The following is a 15270-nucleotide window of genomic DNA, read 5'->3' as shown; positions in this document are numbered from 1 at the left end:
TTTTAATGACCGGTTCCGCCGTATGACCGGACGTTCAAGCGTGGAACACGGAATGACTTTAACTGGTCGGGACCTACCGCTCGAGCCGCCCTAATCACTTCCAGTTGGCGCGCTTTGAGGTGCGTCCGATCCCGGGGTTCAGACTGTTGGTGGGGTCGAGATCGAGATAATGCTTTTGAAGCGGTGGCTTCGCGGGATAGAGGTGGCCCACATTGTGCTCGGCCGGATACTCAGCGCCGCGAGTATCAAGATAGGCAAGCATATCGCGTTCGAACGCTATCGGATCCTCTCCCTTCCGAAGGAAATAGTCCCGGTGGAAGACGTGGCAGAAGAAATGACCGCAATAACTGACTCCCGTGATCCGGGCATCCAATTCGGGCGGTAGCTTCTCATCCCAATCGTCGTCGTTACGTCGCAGGGCGACGTCGAGTGCGACGAAATCATCCACAACCTCGCGGTGCAGGGCACGGTATCGGATCGAAGCGCCCGCCACCGCAAAGCGATGCAAAAAGGCCTTCTCGCCTTCATCCTTGGTGCATTCGAAGAAATCGCCGTTGGTGGTCGGGAACACGCTCTTGAGCAGGTTGCGCGCCTCGGCGACCCCATCGCCTGCCATGCGAAGGATAAGATGGTGTTCGAAGCGTCGGGCGAACTCGCGCATTCGCTCAGGCAGGTGGTTGGGAAGCCAGGCGACCGCCGCCTGCATGACCTTTTCAGAGATGTCCCGAGGGGCCCAGGAGATCCGCCCAAAGAACGCGTCGACCCGGCCCTTCACCGAGAAGAGCTTCGGGAGCGTCTTGGCGCCCAAATAGCGGATCGCAAGGAAGGTGTCCTTGCCGTAACGCTCAGTCAGACGGAATGCCGATCGGTGGATATATTCACCCTGGACGGGCAGCGAGGCGAAGTCGCGAAGGATCGTTCGCCGTATTGCCGTCAATTCCGCTGGGTCGTTCGAGCCGATGTAGAAGTCGGTCATGTTGGATTCGAGCGGGAACGTGTCGAGCCGAACTGCAAAAACGATCACATGGCCGCCGCTCCCGGCCGCCTCGTGGAGGTGCCGAGGATCGTTGTTGAAGCGGGCAGGGGTATCCGCGTCGACCTGCCGAACGTGATCCTGATAGCCGTGGTCGGAGCAAACGCGCGTCGGGTCATCGACCACGCGCGCATCGTCGAGCGAGCCGGCATCGAGCAGGGCCAGCATCGCTTCCGGATCCGTGCCAAGGTCGATGCCGAGATGATTGATCAACTCGACGCTGCCATCCTGGTTGATGCGCGCATAGAGCGCCATCTCCGTGTACGCTGGTCCGCGGTGGATGAGCGCCCCACCTGAGTTGTTGCAGATACCGCCGACGATTGATGCACCGATGCAGGATGATCCGATTCGGGAATGAGGCTCTCGGCCGATGGCTGCTACCATCTCCTCCAGCTCGAAAAGGCGCGATCCAGGCATGCAGATCACCTGCTCGCCACCGCGAATGAGCTGTATCCCGTGAAGCCGGGTGGTGCTGACGATCACGATGTCACGATCATAGTCATTGCCGTCTGGCGTCGAACCGCCCGTGATCCCGGTGTTGGCGGCCTGCATGATCACGATAACGCCGGCCTCTGCACAGGCGTTTGCAATCCTCCAAAGTTCAACGAGGCTGCCAGGCTGCACGACTGCCAGAGCATCTCCCTGTCCGAAGCGGAAGCCGGTCCTGAATCGACGGGTTTCGCGTTCGCCCGTCAGAAGAAAGCGCTGCCCGACGATACCTCCAAGGCGGCGCAACAAGGCGGCAGGGGCGCCTGTCGAGGGAGCGATCACGGGTGCGTTCATCAGCGGTTCCATCATGCTGGGGAGGCGTCTGCCTCACTGTCTCATCTGCACGATGCCGAGTTCGGTCTCATGGCGATTGGCCGGGCGTATCGGCTTTTGTTCGAACCTCGCGTGAAACCGGCTGAGCGCTTATCTTGAGAGACGCCCCATCGCTTCGATCTGAGCACGGTTGAAACCATGATCTTCGAGCGGCTTGGCGAGCTCGAGTGCTGGCTGCCGCCTGCGGTAGCTGGCGCAAACGAAGGTGCGGATCGCTTCGAGCCGTGGGTTGGCGAGCGGAGTACGACCGCGCTTCCCGAACAGAAACTCGACGGCACGGTGAACGATGCCAGCCTCCTCAGGCGACGGTTCGGTCGCACAACCGCAATCGTTCGCATCCTTGAGGGCGACAGCAACCGCCGCCCATTCGAGTTGACTCAGATGAGGCGTGGCGTTCTTGGTCATAAAATCCTCCTGCTGGTCGGCTCCACCATCGCGATCGAGGCGTCTCGAAACAGGTGGATTATGTCCCCGCATTTGTTCGAACTTTTCGAACGGTCGAGGCTGACGACCCTCCTATCGAAGAAATTCCGGCAAAGATTGGACGGCTCTGCTGCGTTTTGGCCTGATTGCCGCGCAAGCCTCATCGCAGCATTTCGGAATCATCGAACGAAAAGGAGGACTTTGTTCCACTGTTGCAGCGGCCGCCATGTCTCCATCTGTGTCGTCACTGGCGGGCAATGGTTCGCCTTCGATTGGAGACTCTCAATGGCAACTGTACCTTTCAATGCTTCCGCCCAGGCGACGGGTTCCTCCGCTGCCCTTCCGCTAATCGGCCGCATCGGCATCGCAGCGATCTTCATCCTGAGCGGCCTTTCCAAGCTCGTAGCGCCGGCCGCGACGATCGGCTATATACAGTCCGTGGGCCTGCCACTCCCGCAGGTCGGTCTTGCGGTCGCCTTGCTTGTCGAGCTGGTCGGTGGTGCCGCGCTGGTGCTCGGCTACCGTACCCGGCTGGTGGCGAGCATCCTCGCCGTCTTCTCGATTGCGACCGCACTGGCGTTCCATTCGGCCCTGGGCGACCAGAACCAGTTCATCCATTTCTTCAAGAACGTCGCGATTGCCGGCGGTCTGCTTAACGTGATCGCGCTGGGCGGCGGCGCATGGAGCCTCGACGCACGTCGCTGAACGTCCGCACTATCCAATCGATCAGACCGGGCAGGCAACTGTCCGGTCTTTTCGTGCCGGTAGCGTTCGTCCTGTGCAAGACTGACCTTTGCGATACGGTCATCCTGGCCTGCCCAAAAAGGAGTCGAAAATGATGCTGCCGCCTAAAGACGAAGAAACTGCACGCGAAGAAGCAGCGCGCGTCGATGAGGCAGAAGAGGAGAGCTTTCCAGCGAGCGATCCGCCGGCATCCAACCACTTCTCCTGAGGAGCGCCATCGGATGCGAAAGCTTCTCGTGCTTTACGGCTCCTATCGGTCGGATCGCGCAGGCATCCGGCTCGCCGACTATTGCGTGCGAAAGTTCGCCGCCCGCGGTGTCGAGGCCGAACTGATCGACGCCAAAGAAATTGGGCTGCCGATGCTCGACCGGATGTACAAGGAATATCCCGGCGACACGGCACCCGAGGTCATGCGTGTGCTCGCCGAGAAGATCGTCGCGGCGGATGCATTTCTGTTCGTGGCCGGCGAGTATAATTGGGGTGTCCAGCCCGGACTCAAGAATCTCACCGATCACTTTTTGGAGGAATGGTTCTGGCGACCGGCAGCACTGGCTACCTATTCGGCCGGTCGCTTCTCCGGCGCCCGGGCCGGATATGCCTGGCATCCGACCCTTGCCGAGATGGGAATGGTGGTTATCCCCAGCACGCTGGCCGTCGGCCCCATCGGCTCGACACTGGACGAGCAGGCTGAGCCTATCGGGGCAGGCGGCACGGCGCTTGAGCGAAGCTTTGACCGCTTCGCCGATGAACTGACTTGGTGGGCCGATGCTGCGCGTCGACAGCATGAGGCGATAGCCCCACCGTATTGAATGGCGAGTGCGGCCGAAAGATGCGGACTGCTTCGCGTTCGTTTCGTGCCAATCTCGACCCGCTTCGACAATCGCGCAAGGCCCGAAAACGCCAGACCGTCTCCGAACCCGAAAAAATGGAGACGACTATGCGTGAACAAGACGGTTTGGACGGTCAGGGCGGGGACTTTACCCGTCGCGGAATCCTTGCCGGAGCCGGCCTGACCGTCGGCGCCGCCGCGCTCAGCGCGACGATGCCGGAGGCGGCCCAGGCAGCACCTGCCGCCGCGCAGGCTTCCGGCCCCATTGGGGATGGCTATGCGACAGCAGCCGACGGCACGCGCCTCTTCTATAAGGACTGGGGCCGTGGGCAGCCCATCTTTTTCCACCATGGCTGGCCGCTCAGCGCCGACGACTGGGATGCGCAGATGCTGTATTTCCTGTCGCAGGGTTACCGCGTAATCGCGATGGATCGGCGCGGCCATGGTCGTTCGACGCAGACTGCGACCGGCAACGACATGGACACCTACGCGGCCGACGTCGAGGTGGTGGTCAAGAAGCTTGGTCTGCAAGACGCGATCCACATCGGCCACTCGACCGGCGGCGGCGAAGTCGCGCGTTATGTCGCGCGCTATGGCGCCGGCAACGTGGCGAAGGCCGTTCTCGTGGCGTCAGTCCCCCCGATCATGGTGCAGACGGCGTCCAACCCGGGCGGCCTGCCGCGCTCGGTCTTCGATGGCTTCCGGTCGCAACTCGCGGCCAACCGCGCCGACTTCTACTGGCAGGTTCCGATCCCGTTCTATGGCTTCAATCGGCCGGGTAAGTCGATCATCGAGGGCGTGCGTCAGAATTGGTGGCGGCAGGGCATGATGGGCGGCGCGCAGGCGCATTACGAATGCATCAAGGCATTCTCGGAAACCGATCAGACCGAGGATCTGAAGGCCATCAAGGTTCCGACGCTCATCCTGCAGGGCGATGACGATCAGATCGTTCCCTTCAAGGACGCGGCCTTGCTCCAGGCCAAGCTGCTCCCGAACAACAAGCTGAAGATCTACCCAGGCTTCTCGCACGGGATGCTCACGATCAACGCCGACGTTCTCAACCCCGACATCCTCTCCTTCATCAAGGGTTGAGCCTGACTGGCCCGGCGGCCGCGATCTGCTGGGCCATTTTTCCGCGACCGCACCGTCCAAATCGTCGGTCAATTCGACAATCGCGCCGGCTCGGCGAGTGCCATCCACGATCAGAACCCCATCACAGGACACCTCTCATGAATCTCATCCGCTCCTTCATGGCGCTTGCGCTGGCAACCACTCCGCTCTCGTTCGCGGTCCCGGCGTTCGCCCAGACCGCGCCGAGCAGCGCACCGGCTGAAACCGGAGCCCCCACAGTCGTTCTGGTACATGGTGCCTGGGCGGATGGCTCGAGCTGGGCGAAGGTTATCCCGCTGCTTCAGGCCAAGGGCATCCGGGTGCTCGGCGTGCAAAACCCGCTGACATCGCTGGCCGACGATGTGGAAGCGACCAAGCGGGTTCTTGCCGATGCGACCGGTCCTGTCGTCCTGGTTGGACATAGCTGGGCCGGTACCGTCATCACCGAAGCAGGTACCGACCCCAAGGTGAAGGCGCTCGTTTATGTCGCGGCCTTTGCCAACAAGGAAGGGCAGACCGGCGGTGATCTTGTCGGCGCCTATCCCAAGCCTCCCGCGCTCGGAACCGTCTGGGACGACGGCAAAGGCTTTCTGCGCCAGACTGAGCAGGGAATGATCGAGAATTTCGCGCCGGACCTGACGCGCGAGGAGGCACGTACGCTCTTCGTCACGCAGGGTCCGCTCGCCGCCAGTACCTTCGGCGACAAGGTGACGGTACCCGCCTGGCGCACGGTGCCCTCGTGGTACATCGTCTCGGCCAACGACCGCGTGATCTCTCCACAGATGGAGCGTGATCTGGCCGCCCAGATGAAGGCGAAGACTACCGTGCTCCAGTCGAGCCATGTCTCGCTGCTTTCGCACCCCAAGGAGGTGGCTGCGGTCATCGAAGAGGCGGTAAAGGCCGTCACGGCTGTCAAGTGATGCGCGCTCGTCGCCTCGCTGCGCTCGTGCTGGCCGGCGCATTCATGAGCTGTGCGGCGGCGTCCGCACAGCAGACTTCGCAGCCGGCTTTCGCGCCAAAGCAGGCGCCGGGCTACTACCGGCTCGAGCTTGGCGATTTCGAAGTGATCGCCTTGCTCGACGGGACGCATCCATTCGATGCGACGGGTCTCGCCGTCGGTGCAAAGCCCGGCGAGATGGAAGAGCTTCTCGACAAGGCTTACCTCAAATCCCCTGTCGAAGGCATGTTCACGGCATTCCTCGTCAAGACGCCCGGAAAGCTGGTGCTGATCGATACTGGCGCGGGCGATCTTTACGGTCGGGATGGCGGACTGCTTGTCTCAAACCTCAAGGCGGCGGGCTACTCCCCCGACCAGATCGACGAGATCTACCTCACGCACCTTCACCGCGACCATGTCGGCGGCCTGATGCGCGGGGGGCTAGTCGTGTTCCCTCGCGCCATCGTTCGCGTCTCGAAAGTCGAGGCTGACTTCTGGTTGAACGACGCCAACCGATCCAAGGTCCCGACGATCCTTGGCCCGATGTTCGATGGCGCCGAACAGGTGCTCAAACCCTACATCGCCTCCGGACGGTTCAAGCCATTCGATAGCGAGGCACCGCTGATACCAGGGATCACGCCGGTTGTGGCACCAGGGCACACGCCAGGACACCGCCAGTTTCTGGTCCAAAGCCGAGGCCAGACGCTCCTCGTCTGGGGTGACACGGTCCACGTCATGCCGGCCCAGATCCCCGATCCGCATATCGCAATGAAGTACGACACCGATGCCAATTCGGCAGTCGGCTCGCGTGAAACCGCGCTCGCTGACGCCGCAGCCAAGGGATGGTGGATCGCCGGCGCGCATATCTCATTCCCGGGCATCGGCCACATCCGCCGAACAGGCGCCGACAGTTTCGAATGGGTTCCCGTCAACTACAGCCTGAACAGGATTCAGCCATGATCCGTGTTGAGAACCATACGATCCGCGCCAACGGCATTCGTCAGAATTACATCGATGCCGGGGAGGGGCCTCCGGTCGTCCTTCTGCACGGCTTTCCCGAGACCAACTTCGCCTGGCGCCACCAGATCCCGGTGTTGGGCGAGCTCTACCGTCTGGTCGTCCCTGACCTGCGGGGGTATGGCGAAACCGAGAAACCGGCTGCCGGCTATGACAAACGGACCATGGCGCGCGATCTCGCAGCGCTGCTGGACAGCCTCGGTATCGACAAGATCGCGCTGGTTGGTCACGACCGCGGTGCGCGAGTCGCCACGCGCTTCGCCAAGGACTTTCCCGATCGGGTCGATCGACTTGTGGTCATGGACAATGTGCCGACGCGGATCGTGGCGCGTGATCTCGATGCGCGCATCGCGAAAGCCTACTGGTTCTTTCTCTTTCACCTTATCCCGGACCTGCCGGAAACGCTTATCGAGGGGAAGGAAGAGCAGTGGTTACGCTGGTTCTTCTCCGACTGGGCCTATGATCCGGCGGCGATCAGCGGCGATGCGTTCGACACCTATGTCCGCGCCTATCGCGCGCCCGGCGCGGTCCGCGGCGCAATGGCCGACTACCGGGCCAATGCCGAGGATGTCGCCCAGGATTTGGCAGATGCCGACGTCAAGATCACGTGCCCTACGCTTGCTCTTTGGGGTGCAAACTTCGGCGCGGTCGGCGAGATGTTCGACATGCCCAAGGTCTGGGGCGAAATGGCCGAGAACCTGCGCGCTGTTCCGATTGACCGATGCGGACACCTTCCCCACGAAGAGCGGCCCGAAGCGGTCAATGCGCTGCTTCTCGAATTCCTTCAGGGATGGACTGGAAAGGCAGGCTGATCGTGGCGGTCGAGGCTGATGATCCTTATGCCAGGGGCGCGCAGATCTATCCGGTCTTCTCGACCGAGATGATCGAGCGGACTTCGCACTATGGCACGGAAGAGAAGCTCGCGGCCGGCACGACGCTGTTCGCGCGCGGCGACCGGGAGGCGGATTTTTTCCTTATCGTCACCGGCGAGGTTGGCATCTTCTTTGCCGGTGATGCCGAGAACGAGGAACGGTTGCTCACCGTCCATCGCCACGGCCAGTTCAGCGGTGAACTCGATCACGTCAGCGCGCGTGCCCTGCTGGTCTCGGCCCGCGCGCTGACGTCTGCGAAGGTAATCCGGGTGCCGGCGAAAAGCTTCAGGCGACTGCTGGCCGGCGAACCCGACATCGCCGAGATCATCATGCGGGCCTTCATCCTGCGGCGCATGGGATTTCTGCATCACGGGGAGGCCGGGATCACGTTGATCGGGCCAGCAGCCCATGCCGACACGCTTCGCCTTGAGCGCTTCGCCACGCGCAATGGCTATCCGCTCAAGCTAATAGACACGGTCGCAGACCCCTTGGCTATCGACCTCCTGCAAGAGCTAGGTCTTGAACTCGAGGACTTGCCGGCCGTCATCACGCCCGATCGATCCATCTTGCGGAATCCGTCGACCACTGAGTTTGCGGACAGGCTCGGGATCACCGATCGCTTCGCCAATGATGAGGTCTGGGACGTGGCTGTGGTCGGTGCCGGCCCGGCGGGTCTTGCCGCCGCGACTTACGCGGCGTCAGAGGGACTGAAAACCGTCGTCATCGAAGCGCTCGCGCCAGGTGGCCAAGCTGGTACGAGCAGCCGCATTGAGAACTATCTTGGGTTTCCGACGGGCATTTCGGGTCAGGCGCTCGCCGGGCGCGCTCAGGTCCAGGCCCAGAAGTTCGGCGCGAGGATCGCTGTCTCGCGGATGGTGTCCGCGCTCGACTGCTCTCAGCACCCATTCGCCCTGAAGTTAGAAGATGGGCAGACGGTGCGAGCTTCTTCCGTGGTGGTCGCAACCGGGGCGCGATATCGACGTCTCAACGTGCCGGGCTACGAGACATATGAGGGTGCGGGCGTACAATATGCGGCAACGGCTATGGAGGCGAAGCTCTGCGAAGGGAAAAATGTCGTGGTCGTGGGCGGCGGCAACTCCGCCGGTCAGGCAGCGGTCTTTCTGTCCAGGCACGTCGGACACGTCCACATTCTCGTCCGCAAAGAAGGTCTTGCCGCCACCATGTCGGACTATCTTGTCCAGCGGATCGACCTGTCTCCACGTATTACGCTGCACCCCTATAGCGAGGTGACAGCAGTATCAGGCGATACCGGCCTGCAGGAGGTCGAGTGGAAGAATATAAAAACCGGCGAAGCGACGCGCATTCCCTGCGGTGCCTTGTTCGTGATGATCGGTGCCGAGCCCAATACTGACTGGCTGCGCGATTGCCTTGACCTTGATGACAATGGCTTCGTCTTGACCGGGCGCAGTGCAGAGGGACAGCCGCTGGCATCGCCTTATGAGACGGCCACAGCTGGCATCTACGCTGTAGGCGATGTTCGGGCCGGGTCCGTGAAGCGCGTTGCATCCGGCGTTGGTGAAGGGTCGGTGGTCATCCAGGCCATCCACGGATTTCTGGAAGGGCTGCCCTAATTTGATGTCCAGCTCGTCTTGGTCGTTGCCCTACTGCGTCAATTCGTGCTCTTTCCCTCTACCAACTGAGCGAGGTGTTGGAGCATTGCGATTACCCGAAATAGCGCTGCGAATACTCGCAACTCTACCGGCCATCGCCTTTCTGCTGCTGGTTGCACCAGCTGCGTATGCAATTGATCCGGATGAGCCGCTTGGAGAACTCAGGCACGCGCGCTGGTCAATATCAGACGGCGCGCCCGCCAACATTGCGGCTATCACGCAGACCCACGATGGGTTTCTTTGGCTTGGGACATCAACGGGGCTGTATCGGTTCGACGGAATTGCCTTCGAACACATTGAAGCGGGCGATCAGGATCCAGCGCGTTCACTCCAGGTGACGGCGCTACTCGCGGCGCGTAACGGTGACCTGTGGGTCGGTTACGACTATGGCGGTGTCGCGGTGTATCGGCACGGAAAACTCCTGTCGGCCAATGATGGGATTCCCCGTGGCTCTATCAGTCGGTTCGCTGAAGGCTCCGATGGAGCGATATGGGCGATCTCAACGAGCACCACCCCGAAGCGGCTTCGCTTTTACAAGGATGGACGCTGGCATTGGCTCAAACTCGGGGATGAAATTCCCGATGAGCACCTCCAGGATTTGCTGCCTGCGCCGGATGGGCGAGTTCTGCTCGTGACGCACCATGCGGTCGGTTATTTGAACTCCTCGGACAATCATTTCGACCGGCTACCGATCACCACGAACTTTCCGGCAGCGGTTGCCCACAATCATTCGGGACACACTTGGCTCATCGACGGCGAAGTTCGGCGACTTGACGGCAAAGGCACCGGCATCAAGTTGAACACTCCCGGGTTTGCCTACATCCTACGCAGGACGATCATTGATCGAAACGGTTCGCTTTGGGTCACAGGGCAAGGCGATGGACTTGTCAGGGTCTCAGCCCGAGCGCTCGAGGCGCTTGCGAAGGGGCGGCAGGACGGCAAGGGGACGGTCGAAACCTTTTCCGACACCGTCGGCTCCATTACCCTTTCGGTGTACGAGGACCGAGAAGGCAATGTCTGGGTCGGCAGCGAAGGGGGGCTCGACCGCTTCTCGCCGATCGACATTCACTTGGTCAGATCGGTTCCCACCGTTGTTACCGGCTTGATCCGTCCCCCAGGCTCTGACTCAATATTTTTTGGCGGTCCAGGAAAGCTGTACCGATTAACGGGGGCTCCGGCTCGTATTGCAGTTGAAGCCTCCGTCGCAGGGAATGTGGTCAATATCTGCGGAGCCGCCTCTGGCGAGGTTCTCCTTCTTACCACGCGCGACGCATTCCTATGGTCGGGTGGACGACTTACCCGCCAGCATGTGAATGTCCCATCCGCAGGTGCCGTAACCGCATGTGCAGCAGACGGAACGGGGGGATGGATCGTTGCCACGACAGAACTCTACAGCCTGCGTGGGTCTAAGCTCACACTGATAGGCGGCCCGATTTCAGCAATGAACCGCGCTATGCTGCTTCGGTCCCTGAAGGACGGGGGTGTGCTTGCTTATCGTGCGCTCGACGGGCTCCGTGTCGCTCGTGACGGAAAGGTGGAAACGATCTGGCAGGGGAGAAACATCCCGGTCGGGTTTATCAAAACCGTTGTACCATTCGAAGATGGGTTCCTGATTGGCGGCGAGCATGGTCTGGCGCGCTATGACGGCAAAACCTTTTGGACGATCGACGATCGTCGGCACCCGTTTTTTGCCAATGTGACAGGCGTAATGCCGTTACAGGACGGCAACACATGGATCATCACCGCATATGGCGTTGCCAAAATTCGTTCCAGCGATCTGGAGCTGACGTTTCGAAACCCTGAGCGGCAGTTGCGCGCCTTTGTGTTCGGCCGGGATAAAGGCATTAGCGCCCGATCCAATGGCTATGACATGGCCGACATCACAGTGTCGAAGGACGGGCGGCTGTGGCTTGCGACTAACGAAGGCTTGGCTTGGATCGATCCTAAAAAGCTTTCGCCTAACTCACTCCCACCGCCGGTCGTGATCCGCTCATTGCTTGCCGATGATCACCCTATATCTCTCAGCGCATCAGCTCCGAGGCTGCCAGCAGGTACCTTGCGAGTTGCCCTTGATTTCACTGCGCTAAGCTTCACGGATCCTGCAGCAAACAAATTTCGCTTTCGCCTTGTCGGGTTCGACAAGGACTGGGTCGACGCGGGAACTAGGCGGCAGGCATATTATAGCAACCTGGCACCAGGAACTTATCGCTTTCAGGTCATTGCTTCGAACGGTGATGGTGTCTGGAACAATAAGGGGTCCTCGATAGAATTTTCAATAGCGCCCCGATTCTACCAAACCTGGTGGTTCAGGTCTGTGATGGCGATTTTACTGTTCGCCTGTGCAATTGGGCTCTTCAGATGGCGTGCGCGTAGCGTGGCCCAGAGAATTCGAAATCGTGTCGAAGCACGCGTTGAGGAGCGTGAAAGGATCGCACGCGAACTTCACGACACATTGCTCCAAGGCGTTCAAGGTCTGCTGATGCGCTTCCAGGCCGTGGCTGAAGTAATACCGGCTGATTCGCGCGCGCGCGGCATGATTGAGAAGACCTTGGAGCGCGGCGACGACGTGGTTGTTCAAAGTCGCGAGCGGGTTCGTAGCCTCCGGTCATCAGCGCCTGGGGATATCGAAAGGCGCATCGAAGATCTAGGCTACGAAGCCGTGGAGATACGCGTGGCGGGCGTGCGGCGTCCGGTTTGCGGCCCAGTGATCGACGAGATTGGCGCCATCGTCAGCGAAGCGCTGTCTAACGCGGAGCGCCATTCGAGGGCAAAGCATGTGAGCGTCGAGATCCGTTACGGCTATTTCGCGCTCGATATTCAGGTGAAGGACGACGGCGATGGCATAGACCGGGCTATCCTCGCCAACGGCGGTCGCTCTGGCCATTTCGGCCTCCAGGGTATGCGTGAGCGCGCGGACAAGCTAGGCGGTAAATTGGTCATCCAAAGCAACCGGGCGTCCGGAACTTTGGTCCAGGTTCGAGTGCCTGCGCGCATCGCATATCGGTCCATGTTCTTTTGGCCTTGGCGCAGACATGATGAGGCGAATTTGTAACTTCCGATCGGAAGTTGGATCGGGTGAACCCAATCGCCTGGCGCGAGTATCGGTGAGAGGAAATGCCCCCTATCGTTGGAAGGAAAGGAAATTTCGATGCGCCTTCCTCCCATCGCTCCGGCCGATCTGCGCGCGGACCAGCAATCGTTGTTCGACGCGATGACCTCAGGTGTCGCCGCCAAATACGATGCCTTCATCACCTCGCGCCAGGACGGCGCCATGCTTGGTCCGTGGAACGCGTGGCTCCATGATCCAGAACTGGGCCAGGCATTCTGGACGGTGACGCAAGCGATGACGAAGGCGCGGCGGATCCCTGACGGGCCGAGGCAGGTCGCGATCCTGGTCACGGGCGCGCATTTCGGCGCTGCATACGAAACTTACGCGCACGGGGCGGTCGCCGCAAGCAAGCACGCCATGTCAGAACGGCGCCTCGCGTCGCTTGCCGCGGGCGAGCGTCCAGACGATCTCGCCGACGATGAAGCCGCGGCGCACGATGTCGCGAAGGCGCTGCTGCGTGGCGGTGTTCTCCCAGATCCGCTATATGCCTTGGCGGTCTCCCGCTTCGGCCAAGCCGGAGCAAATGAACTGATCTATCTGGTGGGTCATTATTGCTTTGTGTCGATGACGTTGAATGGATTCGCGATTCCCGTTCCAGCCGAGGGCAACGGCTGAGGCTCTGCGATATCGTCGGTTCTGGCGTACCGAAAAACCGCAGACAAAACAGCGATACCCTAATTGCAATACCCCCGATCGGGTGGTTGGCAGCAACGCTATGGGGGGCTGATACATCTCCCGAGCGCGTTAGAATGGCTGTATGTCATCGTCGCCCGCCATTCGAGAGTTTTTCGGGGCAAAGCCCAGCGAGCACTCGTATCCAAATGGCTGGCGTCGCCAGTGGAGGGTCTGCGCATTCGCCGCAACGCTTGCGGCCGCCATTTTTTGTCTGGACGCTTTTACAAGAGATGATCTGGCTGTCGCGGGCCTGTATATCCTCGTCCTGCTGATCGGCTCGAGCGTCGATGGGCCGATCCGCCGTGCAGCTATCATCCTGTGGTCTTTGATCTGCGGGGGGCTTGCGGTGTTGGGCTACTGGATATTCAGGAGCTACGGGGCGCCGCCATTGGCGATAGCCCATCTGGGAATCAGTCTCACGGTCCTTCTTGTCGCTACTGTGCTGCTCCTTCGCAACCAGTCGATGAACTCTACGATCGAGCGCAGCGATCGACGGTATCGCATAGTGTTCGACACATTGGCGATCGCGATATGGGAGCATGACTTCACTGTCGTGGTCGAAGAGCTCAAGCGACTGCGAGAGAACGGTGTAACTGACATTCGTCGATATGTCGCCGAGCATCCCGATTTCGTGATCGATATGCGGCGATCCGTTCGGATCACCGATGTCAACGCGACGGCGCTCACTATGATGGGTGTCACCAGCAAACAAGCGTTTTTCAGTCATTTAAGCGGATTCCTGCCCGAGACCGATGACAGCTTCTCGGAATGCATCGTGGCCATCGATGAAAGACGCCCACTGTTCCAGACGGAGGCAGTCGTCATGCCGTTGAATGGCGAGCCACGTCAGGTCATCGTCGCCTTCGGTCTCGGGCCCGACGCTACGCTCGACCGCGTTCCCGGTTCGATTCTGGACGTATCTCACAGACGCGCGCTGGAAACGCAGATACTTCGAACCCGCGAGGAGCTCGCGGAATCGCAACGCAGTAGTGTTGTGGCTGCCATGTCCGCATCCATCGCGCATGAGCTCAACCAGCCTATGTCAGCAATACAAAGTTTTGCCGACGCAGCTACCCGCTGGTTGAGCAGAAGCCCTCCCAATCTCAATGAGGCAAAAGAAGCCTTGGCAGGTCTGACTTTAGGCGTCGAGCACGCGCGCACTGTCATGCAGCGCGTGCGGGCCCTTGTCGGACAATCGCGCATCGAATTGTGCGACGTCGAACTCGAAGGACTGATCGCGACGACGGTTGCGCTGATGCGGCGCGAGGCATCCGAGCATGGGGCTAGATTGATCATTATCCCCGCGACCGAAGAGACCTTGACGATCAGAGGAGACCGGATACTTCTGAAGCAGGTGCTTATCAATCTGATAACCAACGCGATCCAGGCGATGATCAATACTCCGCCCGATCGCAGGATTGTGACGCTGACCCTAGATCGAAAGGGGAATCAGGCGACTATAGAGGTCGCAGATTCCGGGGCGGGCTGGGATAGCGCCGAGCCGGGCAACGTCTTTGGGAGCTTTTTTACAACTAAACGGAACGGGATGGGCCTCGGCCTGTCGATCGCGAAGATGGTGGTCGAGCGGCATGAGGGATCGATCACCCGCCGGAATGCCGAAAGCGGGGGAGCAGTCGTCGATCTGACGCTTCCGCTAATCGTCGAGCGCGTGATTGGGATCGCCGATGGCGGTTCGGACGGCGTTCAGTAAAGCATCGCCGTCTAACGGCTTTTCAAGCAAATCCAAGACAATGCCGGTGCTCTTGGCCTTTGTTGCAGGTACCTCAGGATAGGCCGTGATGAGGATGACGGGTGGCGGAGTGGCCTGCTTGTGCAGCAGATGTGCCAGTTCCACTCCAGACATGCCGGTCATCTGGATGTCGCTTACGACGCAATCATAGTCGCACTCGTTGTCACGCAGGAACTCTTCGGCCGAGCTGAAATCGCAGCAATCGTAACCAAAGGACCGGAGCAAGCTCGTTGTGGCAGAGCGGACTAGCGGATCGTCGTCGACAACGGCGATGAGCCTATTGCCCAAAGAGCCGTCCCTCCAGAAAGATGATAGACA

At 60.5% G+C, this 15270-nt stretch carries 13 protein-coding genes; 10 read left to right on the top strand and 3 right to left on the bottom strand.

Features of this window, described 5'->3' with window-relative positions:
- Positions 1-94: 94 nt before the first annotated feature.
- Together dld and M2337_RS12590 are read right to left on the bottom strand one after the other, a co-directional pair.
- Entirely contained in the window at positions 95-1816 is a 1722-nt protein-coding gene (gene dld, locus M2337_RS12595) for a D-lactate dehydrogenase (RefSeq protein ID WP_264570529.1), read from the bottom strand.
- 129 nt (positions 1817-1945) lie between these two features.
- Positions 1946-2260, bottom strand: a complete 315-nt coding sequence (locus M2337_RS12590; protein WP_264570528.1) for a hypothetical protein — start codon at positions 2258-2260, stop codon at positions 1946-1948.
- Positions 2261-2563: 303 nt separating this feature from the next.
- On the opposite strand from M2337_RS12590, the gene M2337_RS12585 reads away from it, so the two are divergent.
- From M2337_RS12585 to M2337_RS12540, 10 genes are all read left to right on the top strand, one after another.
- Positions 2564-2983 carry a DoxX family protein gene (locus M2337_RS12585; protein ID WP_264570527.1) on the top strand — a complete coding sequence of 140 codons (420 nt, stop codon included), beginning with the start codon at positions 2564-2566 and terminating at the stop codon, positions 2981-2983.
- 260 nt (positions 2984-3243) lie between these two features.
- A complete protein-coding gene (locus M2337_RS12580) occupies positions 3244-3831 on the top strand; it encodes an NADPH-dependent FMN reductase (RefSeq protein ID WP_264570526.1) in 588 nt (195 codons plus the stop codon).
- Between the two features lie 284 nt (positions 3832-4115).
- On the top strand, positions 4116-4943 hold the full coding sequence (locus M2337_RS12575) for an alpha/beta fold hydrolase (RefSeq protein ID WP_413716237.1): 828 nt from the start codon (positions 4116-4118) through the stop codon (positions 4941-4943).
- A gap of 137 nt (positions 4944-5080) precedes the next feature.
- On the top strand, positions 5081-5881 hold the full coding sequence (locus M2337_RS12570) for an alpha/beta fold hydrolase (protein WP_264570524.1): 801 nt from the start codon (positions 5081-5083) through the stop codon (positions 5879-5881).
- A 26-nt stretch (positions 5882-5907) separates the two neighbouring features.
- Positions 5908-6858, top strand: coding sequence for an MBL fold metallo-hydrolase (locus M2337_RS12565; protein ID WP_264570523.1), 951 nt, complete (start codon positions 5908-5910; stop codon positions 6856-6858).
- A complete protein-coding gene (locus M2337_RS12560) occupies positions 6855-7727 on the top strand; it encodes an alpha/beta fold hydrolase (protein ID WP_264570522.1) in 873 nt (290 codons plus the stop codon). The genes M2337_RS12565 and M2337_RS12560 overlap by 4 nt, the downstream gene beginning before the upstream one ends.
- A gap of 2 nt (positions 7728-7729) precedes the next feature.
- Positions 7730-9379: an FAD-dependent oxidoreductase gene (locus M2337_RS12555; RefSeq protein ID WP_264570521.1), complete on the top strand. Its 1650-nt coding sequence runs from the start codon at positions 7730-7732 to the stop codon at positions 9377-9379.
- 85 nt (positions 9380-9464) lie between these two features.
- Positions 9465-12470, top strand: a complete 3006-nt coding sequence (locus M2337_RS12550; RefSeq protein ID WP_264570520.1) for a sensor histidine kinase — start codon at positions 9465-9467, stop codon at positions 12468-12470.
- Positions 12471-12566: 96 nt separating this feature from the next.
- Positions 12567-13142, top strand: coding sequence for a carboxymuconolactone decarboxylase family protein (locus M2337_RS12545; protein ID WP_264570519.1), 576 nt, complete (start codon positions 12567-12569; stop codon positions 13140-13142).
- Positions 13143-13284: 142 nt separating this feature from the next.
- The gene (locus M2337_RS12540; protein WP_264570518.1) at positions 13285-14913 is read left to right on the top strand and encodes a sensor histidine kinase; all 1629 of its coding nucleotides are present in this window, start codon (positions 13285-13287) and stop codon (positions 14911-14913) included.
- Here the strand turns inward: M2337_RS12540 and M2337_RS12535 are convergent.
- Positions 14857-15240: a response regulator transcription factor gene (locus M2337_RS12535; RefSeq protein WP_264570517.1), complete on the bottom strand. Its 384-nt coding sequence runs from the start codon at positions 15238-15240 to the stop codon at positions 14857-14859. The two genes, M2337_RS12540 and M2337_RS12535, sit on opposite strands and share 57 nt — an antisense overlap.
- Positions 15241-15270: the final 30 nt, after the last annotated feature.

Source organism: Sphingobium sp. B2D3A (assembly GCF_025961795.1).
GTDB lineage: Bacteria > Pseudomonadota > Alphaproteobacteria > Sphingomonadales > Sphingomonadaceae > Sphingobium.
This window is presented reverse-complemented; position numbering and strand designations above follow the sequence as displayed.

Bases quoted from the DNA above. Each gene is read 5' to 3' on its own strand.
- dld (WP_264570529.1), bottom strand. From the start codon at position 1,816: ATGAACGCACCCGTGATCGCTCCCTCGACAGGCGCCCCTGCCGCCTTG.
- M2337_RS12590 (WP_264570528.1), bottom strand. From the start codon at position 2,260: ATGACCAAGAACGCCACGCCTCATCTGAGTCAACTCGAATGGGCGGCG.
- M2337_RS12585 (WP_264570527.1), top strand. From the start codon at position 2,564: ATGGCAACTGTACCTTTCAATGCTTCCGCCCAGGCGACGGGTTCCTCC.
- M2337_RS12580 (WP_264570526.1), top strand. From the start codon at position 3,244: ATGCGAAAGCTTCTCGTGCTTTACGGCTCCTATCGGTCGGATCGCGCA.
- M2337_RS12570 (WP_264570524.1), top strand. From the start codon at position 5,081: ATGAATCTCATCCGCTCCTTCATGGCGCTTGCGCTGGCAACCACTCCG.
- M2337_RS12560 (WP_264570522.1), top strand. From the start codon at position 6,855: ATGATCCGTGTTGAGAACCATACGATCCGCGCCAACGGCATTCGTCAG.
- M2337_RS12545 (WP_264570519.1), top strand. From the start codon at position 12,567: ATGCGCCTTCCTCCCATCGCTCCGGCCGATCTGCGCGCGGACCAGCAA.
- M2337_RS12540 (WP_264570518.1), top strand. From the start codon at position 13,285: ATGTCATCGTCGCCCGCCATTCGAGAGTTTTTCGGGGCAAAGCCCAGC.